The organism is Roseibium algicola, from assembly GCF_001999245.1.
In the GTDB taxonomy this organism is placed as follows: domain Bacteria; phylum Pseudomonadota; class Alphaproteobacteria; order Rhizobiales; family Stappiaceae; genus Roseibium; species Roseibium algicola.
The window spans coordinates 4,304,569-4,325,213 of sequence record NZ_CP019630.1 but is presented as its reverse complement, the minus strand read 5'-3'; the positions used below and the strand labels follow the sequence as shown (position 1 = coordinate 4,325,213).

General features: G+C 59.3%; 22 protein-coding genes. 15 read left to right on the top strand and 7 right to left on the bottom strand.

Annotated features, from left to right (window positions below; all coding sequences use genetic code 11):
- Positions 1-54: 54 nt before the first annotated feature.
- Entirely contained in the window at positions 55-771 is a 717-nt protein-coding gene (locus tag B0E33_RS19935; protein WP_077292190.1) for an MBL fold metallo-hydrolase, read from the bottom strand.
- A 128-nt stretch (positions 772-899) separates the two neighbouring features.
- Between B0E33_RS19935 and B0E33_RS19930 the strand changes: the two genes are divergently transcribed.
- On the top strand, positions 900-1,259 hold the full coding sequence (locus B0E33_RS19930; RefSeq protein ID WP_077292189.1) for a winged helix-turn-helix transcriptional regulator: 360 nt from the start codon (positions 900-902) through the stop codon (positions 1,257-1,259).
- Between the two features lie 37 nt (positions 1,260-1,296).
- Here B0E33_RS19930 and B0E33_RS19925 read toward each other — a convergent pair whose 3' ends face one another.
- A complete protein-coding gene (locus tag B0E33_RS19925) occupies positions 1,297-2,427 on the bottom strand; it encodes a hypothetical protein (RefSeq protein ID WP_208993780.1) in 1,131 nt (376 codons plus the stop codon).
- 440 nt (positions 2,428-2,867) lie between these two features.
- Between B0E33_RS19925 and B0E33_RS19920 the strand changes: the two genes are divergently transcribed.
- From B0E33_RS19920 to B0E33_RS19905, 4 genes are all read left to right on the top strand, one after another.
- Positions 2,868-3,092 (top strand): hypothetical protein, encoded by a 225-nt coding sequence (locus B0E33_RS19920; protein ID WP_077292188.1) that lies wholly within the window; start codon positions 2,868-2,870, stop codon positions 3,090-3,092.
- 43 nt (positions 3,093-3,135) lie between these two features.
- Positions 3,136-3,378, top strand: coding sequence for a hypothetical protein (locus tag B0E33_RS19915; protein ID WP_077292187.1), 243 nt, complete (start codon positions 3,136-3,138; stop codon positions 3,376-3,378).
- A 547-nt stretch (positions 3,379-3,925) separates the two neighbouring features.
- The gene (locus B0E33_RS19910) at positions 3,926-4,399 is read left to right on the top strand and encodes a DUF3775 domain-containing protein (RefSeq protein ID WP_022997978.1); all 474 of its coding nucleotides are present in this window, start codon (positions 3,926-3,928) and stop codon (positions 4,397-4,399) included.
- A 380-nt stretch (positions 4,400-4,779) separates the two neighbouring features.
- Positions 4,780-5,739, top strand: coding sequence for an acetyltransferase domain-containing protein (locus B0E33_RS19905; protein WP_077292186.1), 960 nt, complete (start codon positions 4,780-4,782; stop codon positions 5,737-5,739).
- 37 nt (positions 5,740-5,776) lie between these two features.
- On the opposite strand, the gene B0E33_RS19900 is transcribed toward B0E33_RS19905, so the two are convergent.
- Entirely contained in the window at positions 5,777-6,742 is a 966-nt protein-coding gene (locus tag B0E33_RS19900) for a choline/ethanolamine kinase family protein (protein WP_167579571.1), read from the bottom strand.
- On the opposite strand from B0E33_RS19900, the gene B0E33_RS19895 reads away from it, so the two are divergent.
- From B0E33_RS19895 to B0E33_RS19885, 3 genes are all read left to right on the top strand, one after another.
- Positions 6,741-7,040, top strand: coding sequence for an Rdx family protein (locus tag B0E33_RS19895; RefSeq protein WP_077292184.1), 300 nt, complete (start codon positions 6,741-6,743; stop codon positions 7,038-7,040). The genes B0E33_RS19900 and B0E33_RS19895 overlap by 2 nt on opposite strands.
- Before the next feature lie 115 nt (positions 7,041-7,155).
- Positions 7,156-7,893 carry a substrate-binding periplasmic protein gene (locus B0E33_RS19890; RefSeq protein WP_077292183.1) on the top strand — a complete coding sequence of 246 codons (738 nt, stop codon included), beginning with the start codon at positions 7,156-7,158 and terminating at the stop codon, positions 7,891-7,893.
- Between the two features lie 187 nt (positions 7,894-8,080).
- Entirely contained in the window at positions 8,081-10,603 is a 2,523-nt protein-coding gene (locus B0E33_RS19885) for a methyl-accepting chemotaxis protein (RefSeq protein ID WP_077292182.1), read from the top strand.
- Between the two features lie 154 nt (positions 10,604-10,757).
- Here B0E33_RS19885 and B0E33_RS19880 read toward each other — a convergent pair whose 3' ends face one another.
- Entirely contained in the window at positions 10,758-11,138 is a 381-nt protein-coding gene (locus B0E33_RS19880) for a carboxymuconolactone decarboxylase family protein (protein WP_077292181.1), read from the bottom strand.
- Complete coding sequence (locus B0E33_RS19875) at positions 11,092-11,568, bottom strand: MerR family transcriptional regulator (RefSeq protein WP_077292180.1); 477 nt, start codon at positions 11,566-11,568, stop codon at positions 11,092-11,094. Before B0E33_RS19875 ends, B0E33_RS19880 begins: the two co-directional genes overlap by 47 nt.
- A 248-nt stretch (positions 11,569-11,816) precedes the next feature.
- Here B0E33_RS19875 and B0E33_RS19870 point away from each other — a divergent pair, with 248 nt between their 5' ends.
- The 3 genes from B0E33_RS19870 (at position 11,817) to B0E33_RS19860 (ending at position 14,465) form a co-directional block, all read left to right on the top strand.
- Positions 11,817-12,407, top strand: a complete 591-nt coding sequence (locus tag B0E33_RS19870) for a TetR/AcrR family transcriptional regulator (protein ID WP_077292179.1) — start codon at positions 11,817-11,819, stop codon at positions 12,405-12,407.
- A gap of 91 nt (positions 12,408-12,498) precedes the next feature.
- Positions 12,499-13,059: a carboxymuconolactone decarboxylase family protein gene (locus B0E33_RS19865; RefSeq protein ID WP_077292178.1), complete on the top strand. Its 561-nt coding sequence runs from the start codon at positions 12,499-12,501 to the stop codon at positions 13,057-13,059.
- Positions 13,060-13,157: 98 nt separating this feature from the next.
- Positions 13,158-14,465 (top strand): SRPBCC family protein, encoded by a 1,308-nt coding sequence (locus tag B0E33_RS19860; protein WP_167579570.1) that lies wholly within the window; start codon positions 13,158-13,160, stop codon positions 14,463-14,465.
- A gap of 132 nt (positions 14,466-14,597) precedes the next feature.
- Here the strand turns inward: B0E33_RS19860 and B0E33_RS19855 are convergent, their stop codons facing one another.
- Entirely contained in the window at positions 14,598-16,172 is a 1,575-nt protein-coding gene (locus tag B0E33_RS19855; protein WP_035909848.1) for an ABC transporter substrate-binding protein, read from the bottom strand.
- Between the two features lie 214 nt (positions 16,173-16,386).
- On the opposite strand from B0E33_RS19855, the gene betC reads away from it, so the two are divergent.
- Positions 16,387-17,904 carry a choline-sulfatase gene (betC, locus tag B0E33_RS19850; RefSeq protein ID WP_077292176.1) on the top strand — a complete coding sequence of 506 codons (1,518 nt, stop codon included), beginning with the start codon at positions 16,387-16,389 and terminating at the stop codon, positions 17,902-17,904.
- Positions 17,905-18,481: 577 nt separating this feature from the next.
- Positions 18,482-18,850: a mannan-binding lectin gene (locus tag B0E33_RS19845; RefSeq protein ID WP_206051384.1), complete on the top strand. Its 369-nt coding sequence runs from the start codon at positions 18,482-18,484 to the stop codon at positions 18,848-18,850.
- A gap of 33 nt (positions 18,851-18,883) precedes the next feature.
- On the opposite strand, the gene B0E33_RS19840 is transcribed toward B0E33_RS19845, so the two are convergent.
- On the bottom strand, positions 18,884-19,240 hold the full coding sequence (locus B0E33_RS19840; RefSeq protein WP_077292175.1) for a hypothetical protein: 357 nt from the start codon (positions 19,238-19,240) through the stop codon (positions 18,884-18,886).
- Positions 19,241-19,734: 494 nt separating this feature from the next.
- Here B0E33_RS19840 and B0E33_RS19835 point away from each other — a divergent pair, with 494 nt between their 5' ends.
- Together B0E33_RS19835 and B0E33_RS19830 are read left to right on the top strand one after the other, a co-directional pair.
- Positions 19,735-19,998: a hypothetical protein gene (locus tag B0E33_RS19835; RefSeq protein WP_062487746.1), complete on the top strand. Its 264-nt coding sequence runs from the start codon at positions 19,735-19,737 to the stop codon at positions 19,996-19,998.
- Between the two features lie 133 nt (positions 19,999-20,131).
- Complete coding sequence (locus tag B0E33_RS19830; RefSeq protein WP_077292174.1) at positions 20,132-20,404, top strand: DUF1344 domain-containing protein; 273 nt, start codon at positions 20,132-20,134, stop codon at positions 20,402-20,404.
- Positions 20,405-20,645: the final 241 nt, after the last annotated feature.

The following is a 20,645-nucleotide window of genomic DNA, read 5'->3' as shown; positions in this document are numbered from 1 at the left end:
CTAGATCCGTGCGCTGCGGAAAACAAGACCAAATCCGGAGAAGAACGGGAGTTTTCAGGCCGCTTGCGCCAGTTTGCCGGCGTATCTTTCAATCACCCCGGCATCGAGCGGTCCGCCATGGCCGAGATAGAAGCGTTTTGCCCCCTTGGTCAGCAGAAATTTCAGCGAACGGGCGACCTGAAGCGGGTCTTCTTCGAAGGGAGGCGGCTTGGGCCGACCCTTCAGCACGATTCCCCCCAGAAGAATGCCGGACGCCGCCAGATCCCCCGCGAGGACAGCACCATCGTCAAGCAGTACCGACAGCGATCCGGGCGTGTGGCCTGGCGTCGGCATGATGACACCTTGCACGCCATAGGCTGTCAGATCCAGTGTCTGGTCCCCTGACAGAAGAATGTCCGGCTCCACCTTCGCAAACGGCCGTTCGATCGCGCCTGAAAGCTTGAACAGCCGACCGAAGAACCCCGAAGGCTTCAGGATGGGAGCCTGGCCCCGGCAATAGGGTAAATCACCTTCATGCAGCACGATTGGCGCGCCCGACAGTTTCTGAAGACGTTTGGCGCTGCCCGCATGGTCGATATGGCCGTGGGTCACCACGATCAGCTTCAGATCGGCAAGGCAAAGCCCGACCTTCGCCAGCACCTTCTCAATCTTGGTCTCGCTGCCTGGAAGCCCGGTGTCCACAAGCACGGCACCACCGGCAAAGGTCAGCAGAAACGCGTTGACCATGCCGAATGGCAGGATCGGGATAGTGTGGATCTGGATCTCGGACATGTTTGCCGCCGTTCTCTTCCTGGTGATAGGTTGGCTCTTCACCTAGGCGGACGCGGAACTACGTTCAATTAGGCACCTTTTGGTAACCCGGACGCGCCATAGGCCCCGGCGAACCGGTGGAGACGGACATGAGCGAACCGATCGCATCCCTCTGGCGCCTGCCTGGCACGCAGGACTGTCCCGTTGCCGACACGCTGAAAAGCATCGGCGGCAAACACACCCCAAGGGTTCTGCATTGCCTGACCGCTAAGGATCATCATTTTCTGGAACTACAGCGGACACTGAAACCGATCAGCCGCAAGGTGCTGACCCAGGAACTGCGCCACCTGGAAGAGATTGGACTGGTCGCTCGTACCGAACTGGACGACGCCCACCGCCGCGTCCGATATGCCCTCACACCGAAAGGCCGGAGCCTGACCGAAATCCTTGGACGGGTCTACCTTTGGGCCGTGGAACACCACGGCAGTGACGCAGCATCAGCGGCATAAAAGTACTGTTTCAGTCGCTCTCAGTGCCTGTCGAGGGTCAGCTTCTCGTTTCAAGGATCAGCTTCGGATCGTCCTTGTCCTCATCGATGATCGTGCACTTGAAGCGCTTTTTCTTGGTCTGGCCATTGAGCACCGTCACCGGCACCGACAGGGGAACTTCCGAGGCGTCTTTGGCAGAGGTCAACAGGGACGCATAATTGCTCGGGTGAAGCAGCATCTCAGTGATCGGACGGCTGTCGAGGACGTCCGATGTCAGATGGTAGGTCTTCATCGCTGCGTTGTTCGCCGCGATGATGATCTTTGACTTGATGTTGACCACCAGGATCGGCGCGCTGCACGCTTCGAAGACCCTGGCAAAGTCGACATCACCGCCAGCATGGCCGGCTGAAAACAGCACCCCGCCCACCGTTCCGCCGACACGAAAATACATGGCGTCATATTTCAGTTCGACGCTGTCGTTGGACGCCAGCAGAAACTTGCCACGCCCGGTCGCACTGGCCCGGCGCGTCAATGCCGCGAGCGTCAGGGAGACGATCGTTCGCCCGACCCGGTTCTGGATATGGGCAATGTTGCGCCCCAGGATCAGGCGAGCATCCTCGATCTGGAAGCTCTTGAGAAAACCATCGCTGGCAAAGCGCACGTAGCCGAAATTGTCGACCAGCAGCACAACACGGGTGGAGGACGCGACGAAATGCTGGAGGATCGGCGCCAGTCCCAGTACAACCCGGCCCGGATTATTGTCATTCTCACCGATGGAGGGGAAGCAGATCGCAAGGATCTTGCCGTCCGGCAACTCGTAACGATAGGCAACGATCGGAATGCCCGGGATACGGTGGTCCGGCCCGCCGCCGACGTCGAACGGCCCGGCCTGGCCTTCCCGAATAGCACCCTGGACCAGCCGGAGAATGGTCTTCCGATCCTCTGGCGACAGGTGGCGCAGTGCCTCGTTGGAGGGCGCCTCCTGCAGATCCCGCACTTCGCTATTGAAACTCTGGGAACCGACCTCGTGCCAGAGAATGGTTTTCTTGCTGATATCGGCAATGAAAAACTGGATACCCGCCAGCGACAAGGCCGGCGGCTCACCGGCCTTCTGGACCGATGGTTCTGTCGACGTTACTGGGTCTGTCGGCTTGCCCACCGTGGCGCTCTGCGCAGCGTTTATCGTCATTCCATGCCTGGTCTGTTTGTATCGGATGTCCCGGCGAGCAAGCATGCTTCCGAAATGCAAACAAACACTAAAATCGCATCGTAAAATATCTGGGTTATGTCAGTTTTTACAGTAATTAAACAACGCAATACGTTTTTATGAGAAGTTGTATTGTCAATTTTACGAAAGCTTAGTTGGCCGGTTTCAGACGCTGGAACCACAGCCTTTCCACCTTCGCACATCAAAACTGCCGGAATGGAAAACAGAACCGTCGCACCCCTGAATGCAGCGCCATTCGGAGCACGGACACTACCTATTGTGCCGCTTTGCCAAGGCGGCAGCAAATAGATCGAATTTGCCGCAAAATAGTCACGAAAACACACGGCGCATGTCTAAATCGCGTCCGCGTGCCGGCGCAATTTCAAACGAGATTGAACTCATCCCAGCGGATGGAGGAGCCAATGGCCCACGCAACGACCGTACCGGCGACCATGAAGTCGCAGAACGTAAGCTTCCCACCGGTTTTGCTGTTCATAGTGGCAGCAGGCCTGTTGATGTTGATGTCCGCACTGGAGCCGTCACTGGTGCTGCCGATGGTTGCTTTCCTGACCATGGCTGCCGTTACCCGTCTGCTGGCCCGCCGACTGTTTCAGGACCTGACCGGCGTTCAAGCGCAGGCAGACTGACAGAAACCGAAGTACAACCGCTCGAACCTGACTGATCTTCACCATGGCACGCGTAGATAACCAGAAAACCAGAAAGTCCGTCCCCTCCAAAAGCGACCTGCATGAAGCCCGGCCGCTGTTGCAGGCAATCTTTCTGGGCATGCTGCTGGCAACCGCTTTGGTCGCAGCAGCGGCGATGGCAAACCCGGCCAACACGAACGGTGTCCCGAAGACCGAGCCCGTCGCGCACTCAGCAACCGGCCAGGCACCGACAAACGCCGGTCGGCCGGCAAGCGCCATGTTCTGACAGCTTGACATACAACGAGCCGCCGCGGCGGCTCCGTCCGTTTCAGGAAGTCAAGATCAGCGCCTGGAGCCCGACCTTTCAAAAGCCGAGACCCGGCCTCATGCTTGGCACATGAGTGCCGGGCCTCAGTGCCCGGTCCGCCCCCGGATAACGTTTCCTGCCCAACGACGGTTCCCTTTGAACCTTCATCCAAGACAGCCCCGCAGTGCATACGTGCACGCGCCCGCAGCCTCACCGCCCTTAGGTGACCCACTCGTTGCGTCCGCTGTTGATCACGGTCAAGGACAGGAATTTGTTCGTTCGCCAAGTAAAGCAAGATCACATGTCATCTGCAAGACCGCACGCGGTTCAAGGCTGGCATCGATCGGAAATTAACCAGAGTCACATGGCGCGACCTTGAATACCGGGGATAACCGCAGTCCAGGCCTTTGCGAGAGCGTTCGGAAACTTCCGGCAAGCCATGTGGAACAAAATCCGCTACGGGGCATTTGCCCTCAAGTGGTAGTATTACGCCGATGCAACCGGCGCCAGTGAGGGATTTCACATCATGACCATTGCCAACGGCGAAAAGTGGATCGATAAAGAAACGAAGGGTTTGTCGGAGGCAGCAATGGACATCGACCTCACACTTTCAGCAGACACGATCCGCCTGCTCGCCCAGAAGGCGCGGGCAGTTGCATCGTCTCTTCAGGATACGTTCGAGGACGGCCATGAAGGCGACGTCGAATTCGACGCCGATGCCCTGGAGCAAAGTCACGGTCACGATGGCCTTGCGGAGGAGGAAAACGACGACCTCTCTGACGAGGAACTGCGGGAGCTGATCGAGGATCTCAACGTGGATGAAGCTGCCGAACTGGTGGCCATCTCCTGGATCGGCCGCGGTGACTTCGAGGCTGAAGACTTCCAGCAAGCGGTCGACGAGGCACGCGAGCGCGCCGTCGGTTCGACAGCAACCTATCTTCTCGGCATGCCGCTCCTGGCCGATCACCTGGAAGCCGGTCTCGACGCGCTTGACCTCTGACAGCCGATACAGCGCTGTTTTCGCCCGGGCTTCAAGACGTTCGGCGGGTCAAGCTGGCTAGGTCATTTTTGCCGGGTCTTCCACATCAGGTCGTTTTCCTTGGGAAAACCGGTTAGCAATTGATTTACTATCTTTTCGGTGCCGGACATTTGGCCCACTCTTGCCCCACTTCGTGGTGGGACAAGGGAGTTGAGGGCATGCTGCAAGACCCGGCGAACCAAGACGTGTTTACCGTCCATCGTCCGTCTCCATGGCCATATGTCGGCGCAATGCTCGCTGCGTCGGCCCTGATCACGACACTGGTCGTGGCGTTCAGCAGCTAATCCATACCGGCACTACCGCTCGAAACCGGTACCGGTCATCGTTCAGAGAGTTCCTTAATGCGTTCAACGCGTCTGGCCGTGCTTGATCTTGCCCGCGGCCTCGCTGTTGTCGCCATGGCGATCTACCATTTCTCCTGGGACCTTTCCTGGTTTGCCTATGTCGACTGGCCCGTTGCCCAGGGCACAGGTTGGCGCATGTTCGCCGCCTCGATCGCGGGCAGCTTCCTCCTTCTGGCCGGCGTCAGTCTGGATTTCGCCCACCACCTGGGCATCCGTTGGCATGCCTTCTGGCGGCGCCTTGCCGTGATCGTCGCAGCCGCTGCCGCCGTGTCGCTGGTCACCTATTTCACTTTCGGCGATACCTTTGTCCGCTTCGGCATTCTCCATTCCATTGCCTTGTCCAGCGTGATCGCCCTTCCCTTCACGCGCCTTCCGTTCGTCTTTGCCGGGCTTGCTGCGGCGTTCGTTTTCACTTTGCCTTTCTGGGCAGCTTCGCCCGCCCTCGACGGCCAGCTCTGGCTGTGGACAGGGCTCGGCACACCGGACTTTGCCAGTGTGGATTATGTGCCGCTGGCGCCCTGGGCCGGAGTGACGTTGGCGGGCGTCGCCATCTCGAAGATTTTCCGAAAGATCAATCTGTGGCAGACGCTGTCCAGATTGACATTCGCCAGCCGTCCCGGCCGGCTGACGCGGTTCTTCGGCCGCCATTCCCTGCCAGTCTATCTGCTGCATCAGCCCTTGCTGTTCGGCCTTGTGTGGACGGCAACGCAGATCGGCCCGGAGATGGACCGCTCCGCCAATGCCTTCGTGCGCAATTGCACGGTTTCCTGCCAGGGTACGACCGCCACGACAGAAATCTGCGAAGCCGCTTGCGGCTGTACGCTTGAATATCTGAAATCGGATGGCATCTGGGACCAGCTTCTGGCGGAGCCCGAAAACCAGTCTCTGCGCAACCGGATGTCGAACAGATACAGCCAGTGCCTGGCTGATCCAAAGTGGCCGGATCCGCTCAACTGATCCCGGCCTTCAAGCCTTCGGTGCTGTTTCCGGGCGCTCAGGAAAGACGGGCCAGTTGCCGGAGCGCCCGGCCCCGCCGCTGCCGTGCAAAGGGAAGAAACACGTCCTCGTCTCGCCCCGCCGCCAGCTGCTCCAGTGCCCAGAGGGCCGACACGGCGTCGCATTTGGCTTTCATGACACCAAGACGATCGGCCTCGGGCACCGCAGCGCCCGTTGCTGCATAGGCTTTCAGGAATACCTGTTCCTCATCCGCACTCATCTCGTGCTCCAGAACGGCGTAGGCAAGATCCCAGGCGGGATCCGACATGCCTGAAAATTCCCAGTCAATCAGCCAGAGCTGGTCGGATGACATGAGGCAGTTCCCGGGGGATGGATCGCCATGGCTCGGAACAAGCACCCGGTCAGTACCACCAGCGGTGCCGGCACCGATCGGCTGCAACACTATTTCCAGCCCGGTCATTTCCTCCCGGCACCGAACTGCGTCCCGAAGACCTTGCCACTGCGCCTGAAGCACGCTGTCCGGATCGAGCAGCCCTTCGAAAGTCACACCGGACCCATGCAATTGCCCCAATGCCTCGCCGAGTGCACGGGCCAGGCTGTACGACGGCTGCTCCGAAAGATCGGCAGGGCTGCCGGTGACCTCGACGGCGCGGGTCACCAGAATGCCGGCCTCCGCATCACAAAATACCGGTGGCACGGCAATTCCAGTCGCAGCGGCGAGCATCAGGTTTCTTGCCTCTGCCTTCCTGTCGATGTTGCCTGCCGCTTCCAGACGGGGAAGCCGCAGGAAGAACGTGCCCTTCTCAGCCTCCAGCCTGAACACACGGTTTGTCAGCCCAGGCTGGGGCCGGGCTGACAGGGGAGCGCCACAAACAAGTTGCAGGTCCTGATGCCGTTCATAGGCCTCCTGGATGTCCGGCAAAATGGTGTCTGGCGCGTCAGAGGAAAGCTGTGGCACAAGCAGGAACAATCGAGCGAAACAAAGGAGCTGGCCGGACGCCATGACGAACGTCCCATCGCCCCATATCATCATCACCTACTGCCGCCAATGCAATTGGCTGTTGCGCTCCGCATGGATGGCGCAGGAAATCCTGTCCACCTTCTCGGAAGAAGCCGGTGCTGTCACCCTTGTTCCGGGGACCGGAGGCATTTTCACAATCGTCTGCGACGGTCAACTTGTCTGGGACCGCAAGACAGATGGAGGCTTTCCGGAGGCCAAGGTGCTGAAACAACGGCTTCGTGACCTGCTTTGGCCGGAGAAGGACCTCGGCCACAGCAACCGCCAGGACAGGAAAGACTAGGCCGGACGCGCTCAAGTGAATTGACTTCTTGAAGTCGCGAATATGTATACTGTGGCATCCGAAGCGCAGCTTTCGGCAAGAAACTTCGAGACAGGACGCATGAACCGGAGCCTTCATGCACATCAGGTTATCACTGTTATTTTTGGCACTACTATCGCTTGCCGGAGCAAGCACCAGTTCTGCAGTGGAGACCAGCGAACCTGAAATCGTCATCTATACCGAGGACTACAAACCGCTCTATTTCCCTGGTGAAGACGGGAAAATCTCGGGAACTGTCACCCAACTTGTACAAGATCTCGCCGATGACGCCGGCATAACGGTCGAGATGCACATGCGGCCGTTCAAACGCGGGTTGAATGCGGTGGAGAGCAACGCCAACCATTGTTTCATGGCCCTGTGGCGCACTCAGGAACGCGAACCGAATTTCACCTGGGTCGGACCTTTGGAAATCGACGGATACGGCCTTTTTGCTTTGAAGGGCAGTTCCATAGAACTTTCGACAGTCGAAGACAGTTTCGGCTATTCGACAGGAGCCGTCGGCGGCTGGACCAGCACCAATGAACTTCAGGACGCCGGCCATCCCCATCTTGTGCTGGTGGACGAAGATGGGCTCAATGCGAACATGCTGCGGTCAGGTCACACCAAGCTCTGGCTGGGTGGCCTGATTTCGGCTCCCTATGTCGCAGAACTGGAAGGGGTGGAGATCGAGAAACTGCTGACCCTGCAGACCGTCGAACTTGCTTTGGCCTGCAACTCACATATCGACCAGTCCGTTACCGATCGCCTGCAGTCAGCTTTGAACGCACGTCTTCAGAAAACGCCACAAAACAACCCCAAGCGATTGACGCAATAGACAATTTATCTCTGCTGCAGAGCAACCACCTCGAAAAGTTGCATAACTTCAGAAAACTACTTTCCAAAGTCTTACCTGCACAACAAGCACACAAAAGACCGCCCATAATTAATGCAAGTCTCTTTTGGGTCTTCTTAAAACTTTCAATTCAAAATGCTTTCGGCAAGACAACGTCCGGAGCTCAAGAATGAAGTTCGTGAACCTTCCTTTCAGGAAGACTGCAACCGAGCCCTCAGCAACAAGGCATGAGCGGGCCGGACAACCGGCACGGCAGCGCCCCTTTTTCGACTGGCCAATCAAGACCCAGCTGCAGATCGGCTTCGGCGCCATGCTGTTGTGCGCCATCGGGGTCGGTGCGGGGGGCTTGTTCGCAAGCTCTGAGGTCAAGAACTCGGTTACGGTGGCGAAGACCGCCAACGAACTTCTGGGGAGCGTCCCCCGGTTGCTGTCCCACGCCCAGACATTCAGTCGCGATGGCAGCAGCCAGACGGCGGAAGCGGTTGCTGCAGACATTGGCTTGATTTCGCAGGAAAGTCTCGCCTTGTCTGAAAGCCAACCCCAGGCGGCAACGCAGTTCGCGAGCATCGTCGGCGATCTGGAGACCGGCTTTGCGACGCTGCGCGACACACGGCAAAGCCGTGACACAGCGGCTGCGAACCTCGACACCCTCACCTCCGAACTGGTTGCAACCACCAACAAGGCCTTCGAGGAATACAAGGCCCTTGCCGCTTACAGATCCGCCCTTGCCATCACCAACGAAGGCAAGATGACCAACCTGTCCAACGTCAGCCCCCGGCTCAGCAACATGCGCATCACCACTGTGGTGCTGGCGCAGGAAGCCGAAACCTTTGCGGCAACACCAGACAAGACCCTGGCAAAGAAACTGGCGGACCGGGTGGATGCCCTCGACAAGGACGCGAAGGCGGTTCGCCGCACGGTGAAGACAGACACGATCAAGGACAGCGTCAAGGACCTCACCAAAAGCTCCAAGTCCTTTGAGAAGCTTCTGAAAGCGCACCTGAAGTCCCCGGAAGAGGGCGCCTGGAAAAACAAACTGGAACCGGCCATCCTTGAACTGATCACCCTTGCCGACACGATCATCAAGGCCGCCGAAGCACCGATTGACGACCTGACGAAGGAACTGCGGGACTTCGACAAGGCGAGCGCCGATATCGCGCTTCTGTCGAACTACACCCAGAGTGTGGCGCGTAGCGTACTCGGCATCCGCAGCGCCTATTCAGACTATCTGAACACATCCTCGCAAAACGCCGCCGATACATTCCAGCTCTATCTGGGCGATGCCCGCACGGAACTGGGCAATCTGGACACGGTGCGAACCTCAGCCGGCAAGAACACGTCTGACAAGGCTCTGAATGATCTTCTCAATGGTCCACTCAAGGCGCTTGTTACCGCCGGTGGCGATGCCTTGCCGAAACTGGAAGCCACCTTTGCCGAAGTCGTCACCTCGACAGCGGCACTGCGCGCGAGCGAACAATCCTTTGCCGCCGCCGCCTCCTCCCTGACGGAACAGGCAGAAATCATCAGCGCCAATTCCGGTGCAACCGCACTGGCAAGCGCCGTCGGTGCTCAAACGCAGATCACCATTACGCTTGCCCTGGCACTGCTTCTGGGCATCGCTTTCGTCGTATTGCTCTCCACTGCCATCATCCGCCCGATCCGGGGCCTGACCGGCGCGATGCTCAAACTGAGGGACGGCGATACGGCTCTCGATCTTCCGGCTGCAAACCGCAAGGATGAAATCGGTCACATGGCTCAGGCCGTCGCAACCTTCCGTGACCGGGAAATCGAACGGATGCGGCTGGAAGAAGAAACCCTTGCAAGCCAGGAAGGTGTCCGCCAGCGCCAGGCCACCGTCGATGCGCTTGTCGCCTCGTTCCGTCAGGATATCGAGCAGGCACTCGCCACGGTGACCGGCAACATGCATCAGCTCGACAATACGGCCGAGCAGCTTTCCGAGATTGCCCGCACGACGACTGGCAAGTCCGAAGATGTCAGCACCGCCTCCAGCCAGGCCAGCCAGAATGTCCAGACCATCGCAGCCGCCACGGAGGAACTCAGCGCTTCCGTTCAGGAGGTCGGCCGGCAGGTCAACGACACCCTCGTGCGCGTTGAGGAAGTTGCAGGGGCAACCCGCACTTCCAACGACCAGATCAAGGGCCTGTCGGCGGCTGCCGAACGCATCGGTGCCGTAGTCCAGCTCATCCAGGAAATTGCCGAGCAGACCAACTTGCTCGCGCTCAATGCGACCATCGAAGCCGCACGCGCCGGCGAAGCCGGGCGGGGGTTTGCCGTGGTTGCCTCGGAAGTCAAGTCACTCGCCGGTCAGACGGCCAAGGCAACAGAGGAAATTTCCAGCCAGGTGTCCGAAATCCAGCAGGCCACCAACGGCGCCGTGGACGCGATCAGCGCGATCATGGAAATGATGGAGTCCGTCAACGAGACCGCAGCCGCCATGGCAAGCTCCGTCGAACAGCAGGCCGGGGCCACCGCGGAAATCTCCACCGGCGTCTCCCAGGCTGCAGGCCAGACCGCAAGCGTATCGGAAAATATCGGCGATCTCTCCCGAGGTTCCAGCGAAACCAGTCTGTCGGCCCGTGAAGTGGAAGAGATTACCGGTGCAGCCACCCGGCAACTTGCCGAAGTCACCACACGGATCGACCGGTTCCTGCAGGATGTCGCCGCAGCCTGAGTTGGGGCTTCTGCAGAAATTGGATATCGGCGCCATCGGTATCCAATCGCCTTGCACCTGACTGTCTTTAGTCACCCCGGACGCAGCGCAGCGAAGATCCGGGATGACCACGGCGGGTTTTATCTTGGCGACAACGCTGTGTGCTTACATCCCATTACGCTGCATCCTGCGCCTCAAACACCTCCCGGGCCGCGTTGAGGCCGTTGATCGCTGCCGGCAGGCCGCCATAGACGGCCATCTGCCAGATCGCCTCGACGACTTCCTTTCGGTCCGCACCGGCGGCAAGCGTGTGTTCAATGTTGATCTTGAGTTGCGGAGCCGTCTGCCCGCCAAGTACGGTCAGGGCCGCGATGGTGCACAACTGGCGTGTTTTAAGGTCGAGGCCCTCCCGGGCATAGTGCCGTCCGTAAGCCCATTCGATCAGGCTTTTGGAAAATCCGGGCAGAAGATCGTCGTAACGATCGCTGAGAATGGCTTCCAGGTCGGGGTTAAGTTTCTGCGTCAGCGCGCGGCCGCGCTCCAGGGCGGTGCTCATGTTTCGGAGCTTCCTTGCTTGGCGGCGCGCCGTGTTCGGTCCGGGCGCAGCTTTCGAAGGCCGGATCAACGGTCTCACCCGCTTCCATCCTTCTGTAGAGATCAATCTTATCGTCCAGGACGTCCAGCATCTCTGTGAGCCGGGCAATATCGCCGACAACCTTTCCCCTGTGCGTTTCCAGCAGCTTCCGGCGCTCCGTCAACGAAGCTTCGCCCTTTGTACGCAGGTCCGCATAACGCAGCCGGTCCTTGATGCCCATACCGGTCGATTTCAGCCGGTCCAGGAAGTCGATCCACCTGAGGATCGTTGCATCGTAGACCCGCCGCCCACCACCGTCCCGCAAGGGACGCGGCAGAAGGCCGATCTTTTCGTAGTAGCGCAGGGTGTCGGTGGAAAGTCCCGATTTCTCGGCCAGGTCGCCAATCCGCATGTCAGTCTCCGAACGGAACGATTTCTCTCAGGTACCGGTTGGAGTGCACTCCAGGTCAAGCGTCTTTTTTAACTAAATCAAATCTGGCGACACGGAGCTGCATTGCTGACAGGGGTCAATCTTCTTCCGGTTCGGCCGTTTTCGAGGCATCCAGACCTGAAGACGACAAGACCCACCTCGCAACGTCGTGAACTTGGAGTGAGCGTCAATCAATTGACTGATCGGTCAGTTGGAAATATCAATCCCGCATGACCACGACACGCGACATTCTCATCGACACCGCCACCGAGCTCTTTCTGGGACGCAACTTCGGCGCCGTCGGCACCACGGAACTCTGCAAGAGCGCCGGGGTGAACAAGGGAACGTTGTACCACTACTTCCCTTCGAAGTCGGATCTTCTGGCTGCGGCGATCGAACGATATGCCACGTCTTTCGGACAAGCTTTCCGCGACATTGCCGACAGTGACGCAGCACCGGAAGACAAGCTCCGCCAGCTCTTCGACGTTCCGGCCAGGGCAAACCGGGACTGGAAAGTCCGGCACGGGTTTGCCCAGGGGTGTCTTGTCGGAAACATGAGCCTGGAACTCGGGGCCGTGGATATCCCTGTACGCGAGGCCATCAAACATGCACTGACGACCTGGAAAGCCCCCGTGCGCGATATCCTGCACCAGCTCATCGAGACCGGTTCACTCGCCAGGATCGATTGCGACAAGGGAGCAGATGTCGTCATCGGCCTCATTCAGGGTGGGCTTCTGCTGGCCAAGGCGCAGAACGACCCATCGCACATCACCCTTCTTGCCCCCGGCGCCCTCTCTCATCTGAACAGCCTTAAACCCTAACCGCCGCCAGTTGCGGCAAACACCGGACGTCCGAGCACGTTTAAACATCACTTGACTGGTCGGTCAGTTGACACACGAAAGGAAACGACAAATGCCAAACATGCTTCAAATCGAACCCAACCAGGCAACAGGAGCCACGAAGGAGGCGTTTGATGAGGCCAAGCGGCAATTCGGCGGCGTCATCAACCTCTTCAAGGTCACGGGCAATGCCCCCAATGTGCTGAAGGGCTTCCTTGCGCTCAATGCCGGCGTCAACGACGGCATAGAACTGACGGGCAAGGAGGTCGAACAGGTAGCCATGCTCGTTTCCGCACTCAATCGCTGCGATTATTGTGTCAACGTTCACATGAAAGTGGGCCAGATGCACGGCGGCAGCGAAACCGAGATGCTGTCCGCAATGGAAGGCCGCGCAGAGGATGCGCGGACGCAGGCCCTGCTCGACTACGTAAATGAAGTCGTCCGCAACCGCGGTCAGGTGACCGCCCCGACGCTTGATGCAGTCCGGCAGGCCGGTTTTTCCGACAAGGCCCTTCTGGAAACCATCGGGATCATCGGGATCTACACCCTGATCCAATATGTGCGGCACGTGGCAGACCCGGAGCATGATTTCCCGCAGGTTACCCAATACAACGCACAGCAGATGGGCGCTTGAACAAACGGCCCGGTCGCGTCAGCCCGATGACGCGACCAAACCCGACCAATGAACAGCCGCCACTTCACGATTGCCCAAACTTGAACGGGAGGAAGACGATGATCGACGTTCACCGAAAAAAAGCCCTGCCGGTCCATCCGGACCTCGTGCGACAGCTTGCAGGTGGTTTTGACCAGATCGGTGCATGGCATCCGGCCGTTTCGGACTGCAAGACGAGCGAAACACCTTCCGGCACGGTGCGCCACCTGACCTTGCCGGACGGCGCGATACTCCAGGAAGCTCGGACCGACGACGGAACGGTTCCCGGAACCTACAGCTACCGCATCCTCTCTGGCCCCCTTCCCGTGCGCGACTACACTTCGACTTTCCGGGTCCTTGCGACCGGCAACGGCTGCGAAGTGGAATGGTCGGGAAGGTTCGATGCTGAAGGCGCTTCAGAAGAGGAGGCACGTTCCGTGGTTGCCGGCATTTATGAAACGGGACTTCAGGCACTGGCGGCGATGGTTGCCGAACAGGCTAGCAAGACCCTACAACGCCGCAAGCCCTCCCCCTTGCCACAGGTGACCACGGTTCCGGAGATCCGTGCCGACGAAGCGCTGCGCGCTGTCTACGAAGACACCAAGGCCGTGCTGCAAGTGCCATGGATGGGCGTGGTGACGATGGCCTTTGCACAATATCCGAACTTCTACGCCGCCTTGTGGGGTGGACTGCGAGACCTTGCCGGAAGCAGGGAATTCGTTGCAGCCTGCGCGGAGCTGAGATCATGTGCAGAGCAGGAAGTTGCCGCCTTTTCGGTTCCGGAAATTACAAGGGATTTGCGCAAACGCGGGTATGCGGATCAGGAACTCGAGCGGATAAGAGACGAGATCGAGGTCTTCTCCCACGGCAACATGCCCTATCTCCTGATAGCAACAGCTGCCCGGCTTCTGATCGAGAACCATGACCTTCGCGAAAGCAGCACCATTTCACCCTACGACAGCGAACACGGGCCGCGGCGACTTGGAGCACCGGTGCTCATGGAAATGCACCACGTCGACAGCCAGACGCGTGATGTCTACGACGACATCATGCGCACGCTCGGCCTGCCGTTCGTGAACACCGACTATCGTGCCATTGCCCGCTGGCCGAGCTACTTTCGCCTCGCGTGGAATGCACTGCGTCCTCAGATCGAAACCACCGACTATGACCAGGCCTGCGAACGCGTTCACGACTGCGCGGTCGACCTTGCCCGGACGTTGCCCAACCCTGGCGGACTGACACCGGAAATCCTGCAAGCGGCAATTGCCCGCGACACCAACGCGCAGCCGGTCGGCGATGTGGTGCGGCTGTTTCAATGGTTGCTGCCGGGCCTGATCGTCAACGTCGAGGCCTTTCGCCAACAATTGATTTCGGAAACGTCCGATTGAAAAAAAGCGGCCGGCGGGACTTGCCCGGCCGGCCGTTGGAAAGGCCCCAAACAGGAGCGCTTTGAAGGTCGATCCGGCGAGGCGGTTTCCACCACCTTCGCCTTAACGGCTGCAGAAGCCGTCTTGGTTCTGTTAAGCGAACCACCAGCGTTCGACGGCGCGGAAACCGTCCAGGGTCCAGTTGGCGGCAACCTTTTCCGGATGCTGGACCTTTTCGTTGTGCGCCATGACGTAGCTGGCGAACATCGGAATAATCACACCACCGTCGGTGCGCACCAGGTTCTGCATTTCGCGGTACATATCGGCGCGCTTGGTTTCATCAAGCTCGGAACGTGCCGTCTTCAGCAACTGGTTGAAACGCTCGTTCTCCCAGTAGGTATCGTTCCAGGGAGCACCTGACGCATAGGCCACGGAGAACATCCAGTCTTCCGTCGGACGTCCGCCCCAGTAGACCGCGCAGAACGGCTTTTTCATCCACACATCGGACCAGTAACCGTCATTCGGCTCGCGCGTCGGCTTGATGTTGATACCGGCCTTGCTCGCGCTGTTTGAATACAGCACGGCCGCATCGACGGCACCGCCGAAGGCCGCATCAGCCGCTGAAAGGCTGACGTCAAGGGAATCGAGACCGGCCTGTTTCAGGTAGTATTTCGACTTGTCGGGATCGTAGGTGGTCTGCTCCAGGTCGTCCGCGAAGAAGCGGTTTGACGGGCTGATCGGATGATCGTTCCCAACCGCCCCGTAGCCGAACAGGATCTTGTCGACCAGTTCCTGGCGATCGACAGCATATTTCAGCGCCATACGTACATTGTTGTCGCTAAAGGGTGCCGTGCGCGTGTCCATGGCAAACGTGTAGTGCTGCGTGCCCGTGGTCGACAGGATCGTGACGTTCGGCGAACGCTTGAACAGACCGACGGTCTTCAGGTCCACCTGATCGATGACATCGACATTGCCGGTCAGGAGTGCTGACTGACGCGCTGCAGGGTCAACGATGGTCAGCAGCTTGACATCGTCGAAATGCGCCCGGTCGGTCTTCCAGTAGTTCTCGTTCCTGGTCAGCTCGGCAATGACACCCGGCTGGTAGTTGGTGACCTTGTAGGGACCGCAACCGTCGCTGCTGGTCGGATCGATCTTGCCATCGGAGGATTTCATGATCGGCAAGTGATAGTCGCTGACCACGAACGGGAAGTCGGCATTGCCCGCTTCCAGCGTGAACACGACACTGTCGCCGTCGACGCTGATGTCCTTGATGGGGTCGACGAAAGGCTTCGCCGCCGAGGTGCTGTTTTCGCCGCGGTGATAGTTGATCGAGGCCACCACGTCTTCCGGCTTGACCGTGCCGCCGCTGTGATACTCGATTCCCGGGCGGATCTTGAAGGTCCAGACCGTGGCATCGGGAGACGGCTCCCAGCTTTCCGCCACTTCGCCCACCAGGGTACCATCTGCGGTGATCTCGATGAGGTAGCCATGACGGGATGTGGCGAACACCTGCACGAAGACATTGTCCCAGGTGCCGGGATCATAGTTTTCACTGGTGTTGCCGGCGGCGATGCCAACCCTGAACGTGCCGCCCTTCTTGGGTTGCGCGGCTGCCGGACCGATCGCGAACTGACCGGCAACAGCCGCTCCGCCGATCGCTGCCGCACCTTGTAGGATGCTGCGCCGGGAGACCCCGGACTGCAGGATGTGCTTGTTAAGATTTCCCATTTTCATGTCCCCTCTTTTTGATGTCCTCATTATGGAAATGACGCCGCGTGAACGTTTCCGCGCGAAAGAAATCTGCCCTGAACGTCCTTGACCCGGACAGAATTGCCAGCCACCAAGACGCCTGTTTTTCATACTATGCCGTTTTTGATTGATCGCTCAATTAAAAAAAAGCTAACACTTGCGGCAAGGTCCTCACCCGCGGCGGAGAAGCAGCATGGGAAAGCGCAAGAACATCCTGATCCTGATGGTCGACCAGTTGAACGGAACCTTGTTTCCGGACGGCCCGGCGGAGTTTCTGCACGCACCAAACCTGAAGAAACTTGCCGCCCGTTCGATTCGCTACGAGAACACCTACACCGCTTCGCCGCTCTGTGCGCCCGCGCGCGCAAGCTTCATGTCAGGCCAGTTGCCACGCCGTACGGGCGTCTACGACAACGCCGCCGAATTCGCCTCCGATATCCCGACCTATGCCCATCATCTCCGCCGCGCCGGTTACACCACCTGCCTGTCCGGCAAGATGCATTTCGTCGGTCCGGATCAGATGCACGGCTTTGAGGAGCGGCTGACCACCGACATCTATCCGGCCGATTTCGGCTGGACGCCGGACTACCGCAAGCCGGGCGAGCGTATCGACTGGTGGTACCACAACATGGGGTCAGTCACGGGCGCCGGCATTGCCGAGATTTCCAACCAGATGGAATATGACGACGATGTCGCCTTCCAGGCCGTGCGCAAGATCCACGACTACGGCCGCGGCAAATACGACCGCCCGTTCTGCCTGACGGTCAGCTTCACCCACCCGCACGATCCTTATGTCGCCCGCCAGAAGTACTGGGACCTCTACGAGGACTGCGAGCACCTGCTGCCGCAGGTTCCGGCGATGGACTACGACGACCACGACCCCCATGCAAAGCGCATCTTCGATGCCAACGACTGGCGCAACTTCAACATCACCGAAGAAGACATCCGCCGCTCGCGACAGGCCTATTTCGCCAACATCACCTATCTGGACGACAAGATCGGCGAAATCCTGCACGCGCTCGACGCGATGGACCTGACCGAGGACACCACCGTCCTGTTCGTCTCCGACCATGGCGACATGCTGGGCGAGCGTGGCCTGTGGTTCAAGATGAACTTCTTCGAAGGCTCGGCCCGCGTGCCCCTGATGGTTGCCGACGCGGATCTCGCGCCGAAGCACATTTCCGATCCGGTCAGCACGCTCGACGTTCTGCCGACCGTCTGCGACCTCGCCGGCATCGACATGAGCGAGATCATGCCCTGGACGGACGGCACTAGCCTGGTTCCGCTGGCAAAAGGCGAAGCCCGTACCGCACCGGTGCTGATGGAATATGCCGCCGAAGCCTCCTACGCTCCGCTGGTCGGCATCCGGGAGGGCGACTGGAAATACATCCATTGTGAACTCGACCCGCCGCTGCTCTTCAACGTGACGGACGACCCGCACGAACTGACCAACCTCGCCGCCGACCCGGCCCATGCCGCGACCGCCGTGCGTTTTGCCGAAATCGCAGGGAAACAATGGGACATGGCCGCTTTCGACGCCGAAGTGCGCCAGTCCCAGGCCCGCCGCTGGATCGTCTACGAAGCTCTGCGCAACGGCGCCTATTTCCCCTGGGACTACCAGCCCCTGCAAAAAGCCTCCGAACGCTACATGCGCAACCACATGGACCTGAACATCGTGGAAGAAAGCCAGAGGTATCCGCGGGGAGAGTGAACCCGCTTTCTTCCTGGACCGGCTCGCTTACCCTTGTCATCCCCGCGAAGGCGGGGATCCGGTAAGCCTCTGACCTCTTGTGTTTACACTTACCGGCTCCAAGGGGTACTGGATCCCGGTCCTGGCTGCGCCAAACCGGGATGACAATGCTCAGCGAGACAGCCCCACCCGCCTTTTAGCCCCATGGCCCATCCCCCCTCCTTGTCATCCCCGCGAAGGCGGGGATCCAGTAATCCTCTGGCCTCGCGAATGTCCATTTACCGGCTCCAAGGACTACTGGATCCCGGTCCTGGCTGCGCCAAACCGGGATGACAATGCTGAGCGAGACAACCCCGTACGCCTTTAAGCCCAATGGCCCACCACGCTCTGCTTGTCATCCCCGCGAAGGCGGGGATCCAGTAAGCCTCTGACCTCAAAATTTTCCAGAGACCGCCCCACGGACACCGCGATCCCCGATCGTGGCCCTGCCGAAGCAGGGCCACACCGTGCGAGAAACCCGTTCACACAGAACTTCCCGGTCGACACACGGCGAGAGGTAATGGAAGCTCTGGCGGATCGATTGTCTACGGAGGTCCCGATGCGATTGCCGAAGCTGCTCACAGCGCTCTTCTTCCTGCTCATTTCACTTCCCGCCAGCGCACAGACCTACAACGTCGAGGCCGGGCCGATCTGGAACAATGGTGACGCGCAGGCGAAGTGTCCGCGTGTCTGCGGCGGGCTGGGAGCGCGCTGGAATGGGCAGTGGCATACGACGGTACAGGGGCAGATTTCGGTCTGTGCTTGCGAGAAGGCCAGCCCCGGACGTGAAATTCAGGCCGGGCCGATCTGGAACAACGCCGATGCGCAGGGCAAATGCCCCGGCATCTGCTTTGGCAACGGTCTCAGCTGGAGCGGCCAGTGGCGTACCACCGTGCAGGGACGCATGTCCGTTTGCGACTGCCGCTAGCCCGCCCGTGGGGTGGGCGGACGCGACCGGGTGTTACTTCGTGCAGCCGTTGACATCGGCAGCGCAGTAGAACCCTTCCGAGGAATTGCCGCAGCAATAAAGGAAACCGGGCGAGTCGCAGTAATACTCCGATGAACCGCAACGGCCGGCAACCTGCATCAACGGACCCTTGTCCGTCGATGACCCCGGCAGCTCCACTGCGCCGGACAGGCGCGGCGACATGTTGGGCATCGGCGGCACTTCAAGCCCGCCCTCCAGGCTTGCAAGGACAACTTTCGCTGCTGTCAGATCCGGCTGATGGGTCAGGTCCAGCGGATCGGCCCCTGCCGGGGTTACCGCGTAAAACATGCCGGTCATCAGCGTGATTTCAACAATAGTTCTCAGTCTCATCTTTCGCCTCCTCCGCGCAAGATGCAGCTTGTCTGCTTGTGATCTGATGGAGCCGATTATAGCACGAGACTGAAACCCCGAATATTCAGCAAACTACGCAGCACGCAAAAGATTTACAAAGAGAAACAACAGCCTCACGTGGGCACATCACCCATTGCAGGTGTATTTTCCGGCGCGTGTACCTGGGCCTCCAACGCGCCCAAACGTGGCGAAAATCCCGCCGAAAAGGCGCTCTAAACCCTGCCGGAAACCTGGTCAGACAATATTTTTTGCACCCCCGATTTCGAACAAATTTCCGCCGCAATCCAAGCGCTGAATCCACGTCAGCAGGGTCAAGCGCGTCCCGCGTAAGCCACTCACCAGGCAGTGCTTTTGGACTTCCCAAGGCATGAGATGGATAGAGAACCCAAGCCGTCATGACATTGGCAACAAGCCGTCATGGCCGCGAAACCACTGCACCTTCAAACATCTCTGTCCTTGAAAGGATATCTGCAATGGCCATTCGCGGCTTTGTCCTTGGTGCTGCCTTCCTTGCTGCCGGCCTGGCGCCCGCAGCTGCCGACAGCGTGACCGCTTCCGTAGAGACCTGGAACCCGGCAACTCGTACGCTTGTTCTGAGCGACAAGACACAGTTCCAGACAATTTCCAGCTCCGTCGCTGTGCCGGACACCCTGGCTGCGGGAAAGACCGTCACCATTCACTACAATGGCTCGGAAAACGGCGTCGACTCGATCCTCTCCATAGAGGTTCAGCCCTAAGCCAGCGTCATGCCACTGCGCCACGAAACTGCCTCGGACTGACGGAGGCTGACGGTGCGCCGCCTTCATTTTCCAGGATCCGCGAAGCCCCCGAGACCGGTTCCTGACGCCCCTTTTGCACAAGGAGACGTGAATGCCAAAATGGCTCATCGCGATTGCGACGGCGCCGTTGTTGCTGACTTTGCCCCCGCACAGCCTTCGGTCCGCGCTCGCAGATGAAATCGCAGGTACGATCCTGTCCATCGATCCCTTCGAAGGCCTGTTTTCCCTAGAAGACGGGTCCAGGTTTCTTCTGACCGATACGCTCATTTCGCAAGATCTGATGATCGGATCGGAAGTCCTGATCACCTTCACGACAACAGTGTCCGGCGACCGCCTGGTGACCGCACTCCAGGTCGTGAACTGAACTGCCCGGCATCTCGCCCTGTCATTCTCACCTTCCGGACAGGGCGAGATGCCGGCCCAATACTGGCCAAGGCCCCATCAAACGGCCAATGTCCAACTTTTCCATCGGCCCGCACCACCTGCCCTTCGCGGGCCGATTTTTTTCTGATCTTCATCCACTGACCTCCGTCTGTCGGCGGACTTCCTGACAGCCTTATGTCAGGAGACTGACAGGAAGTGGCAAAAAGCGGAACAAACCCGCA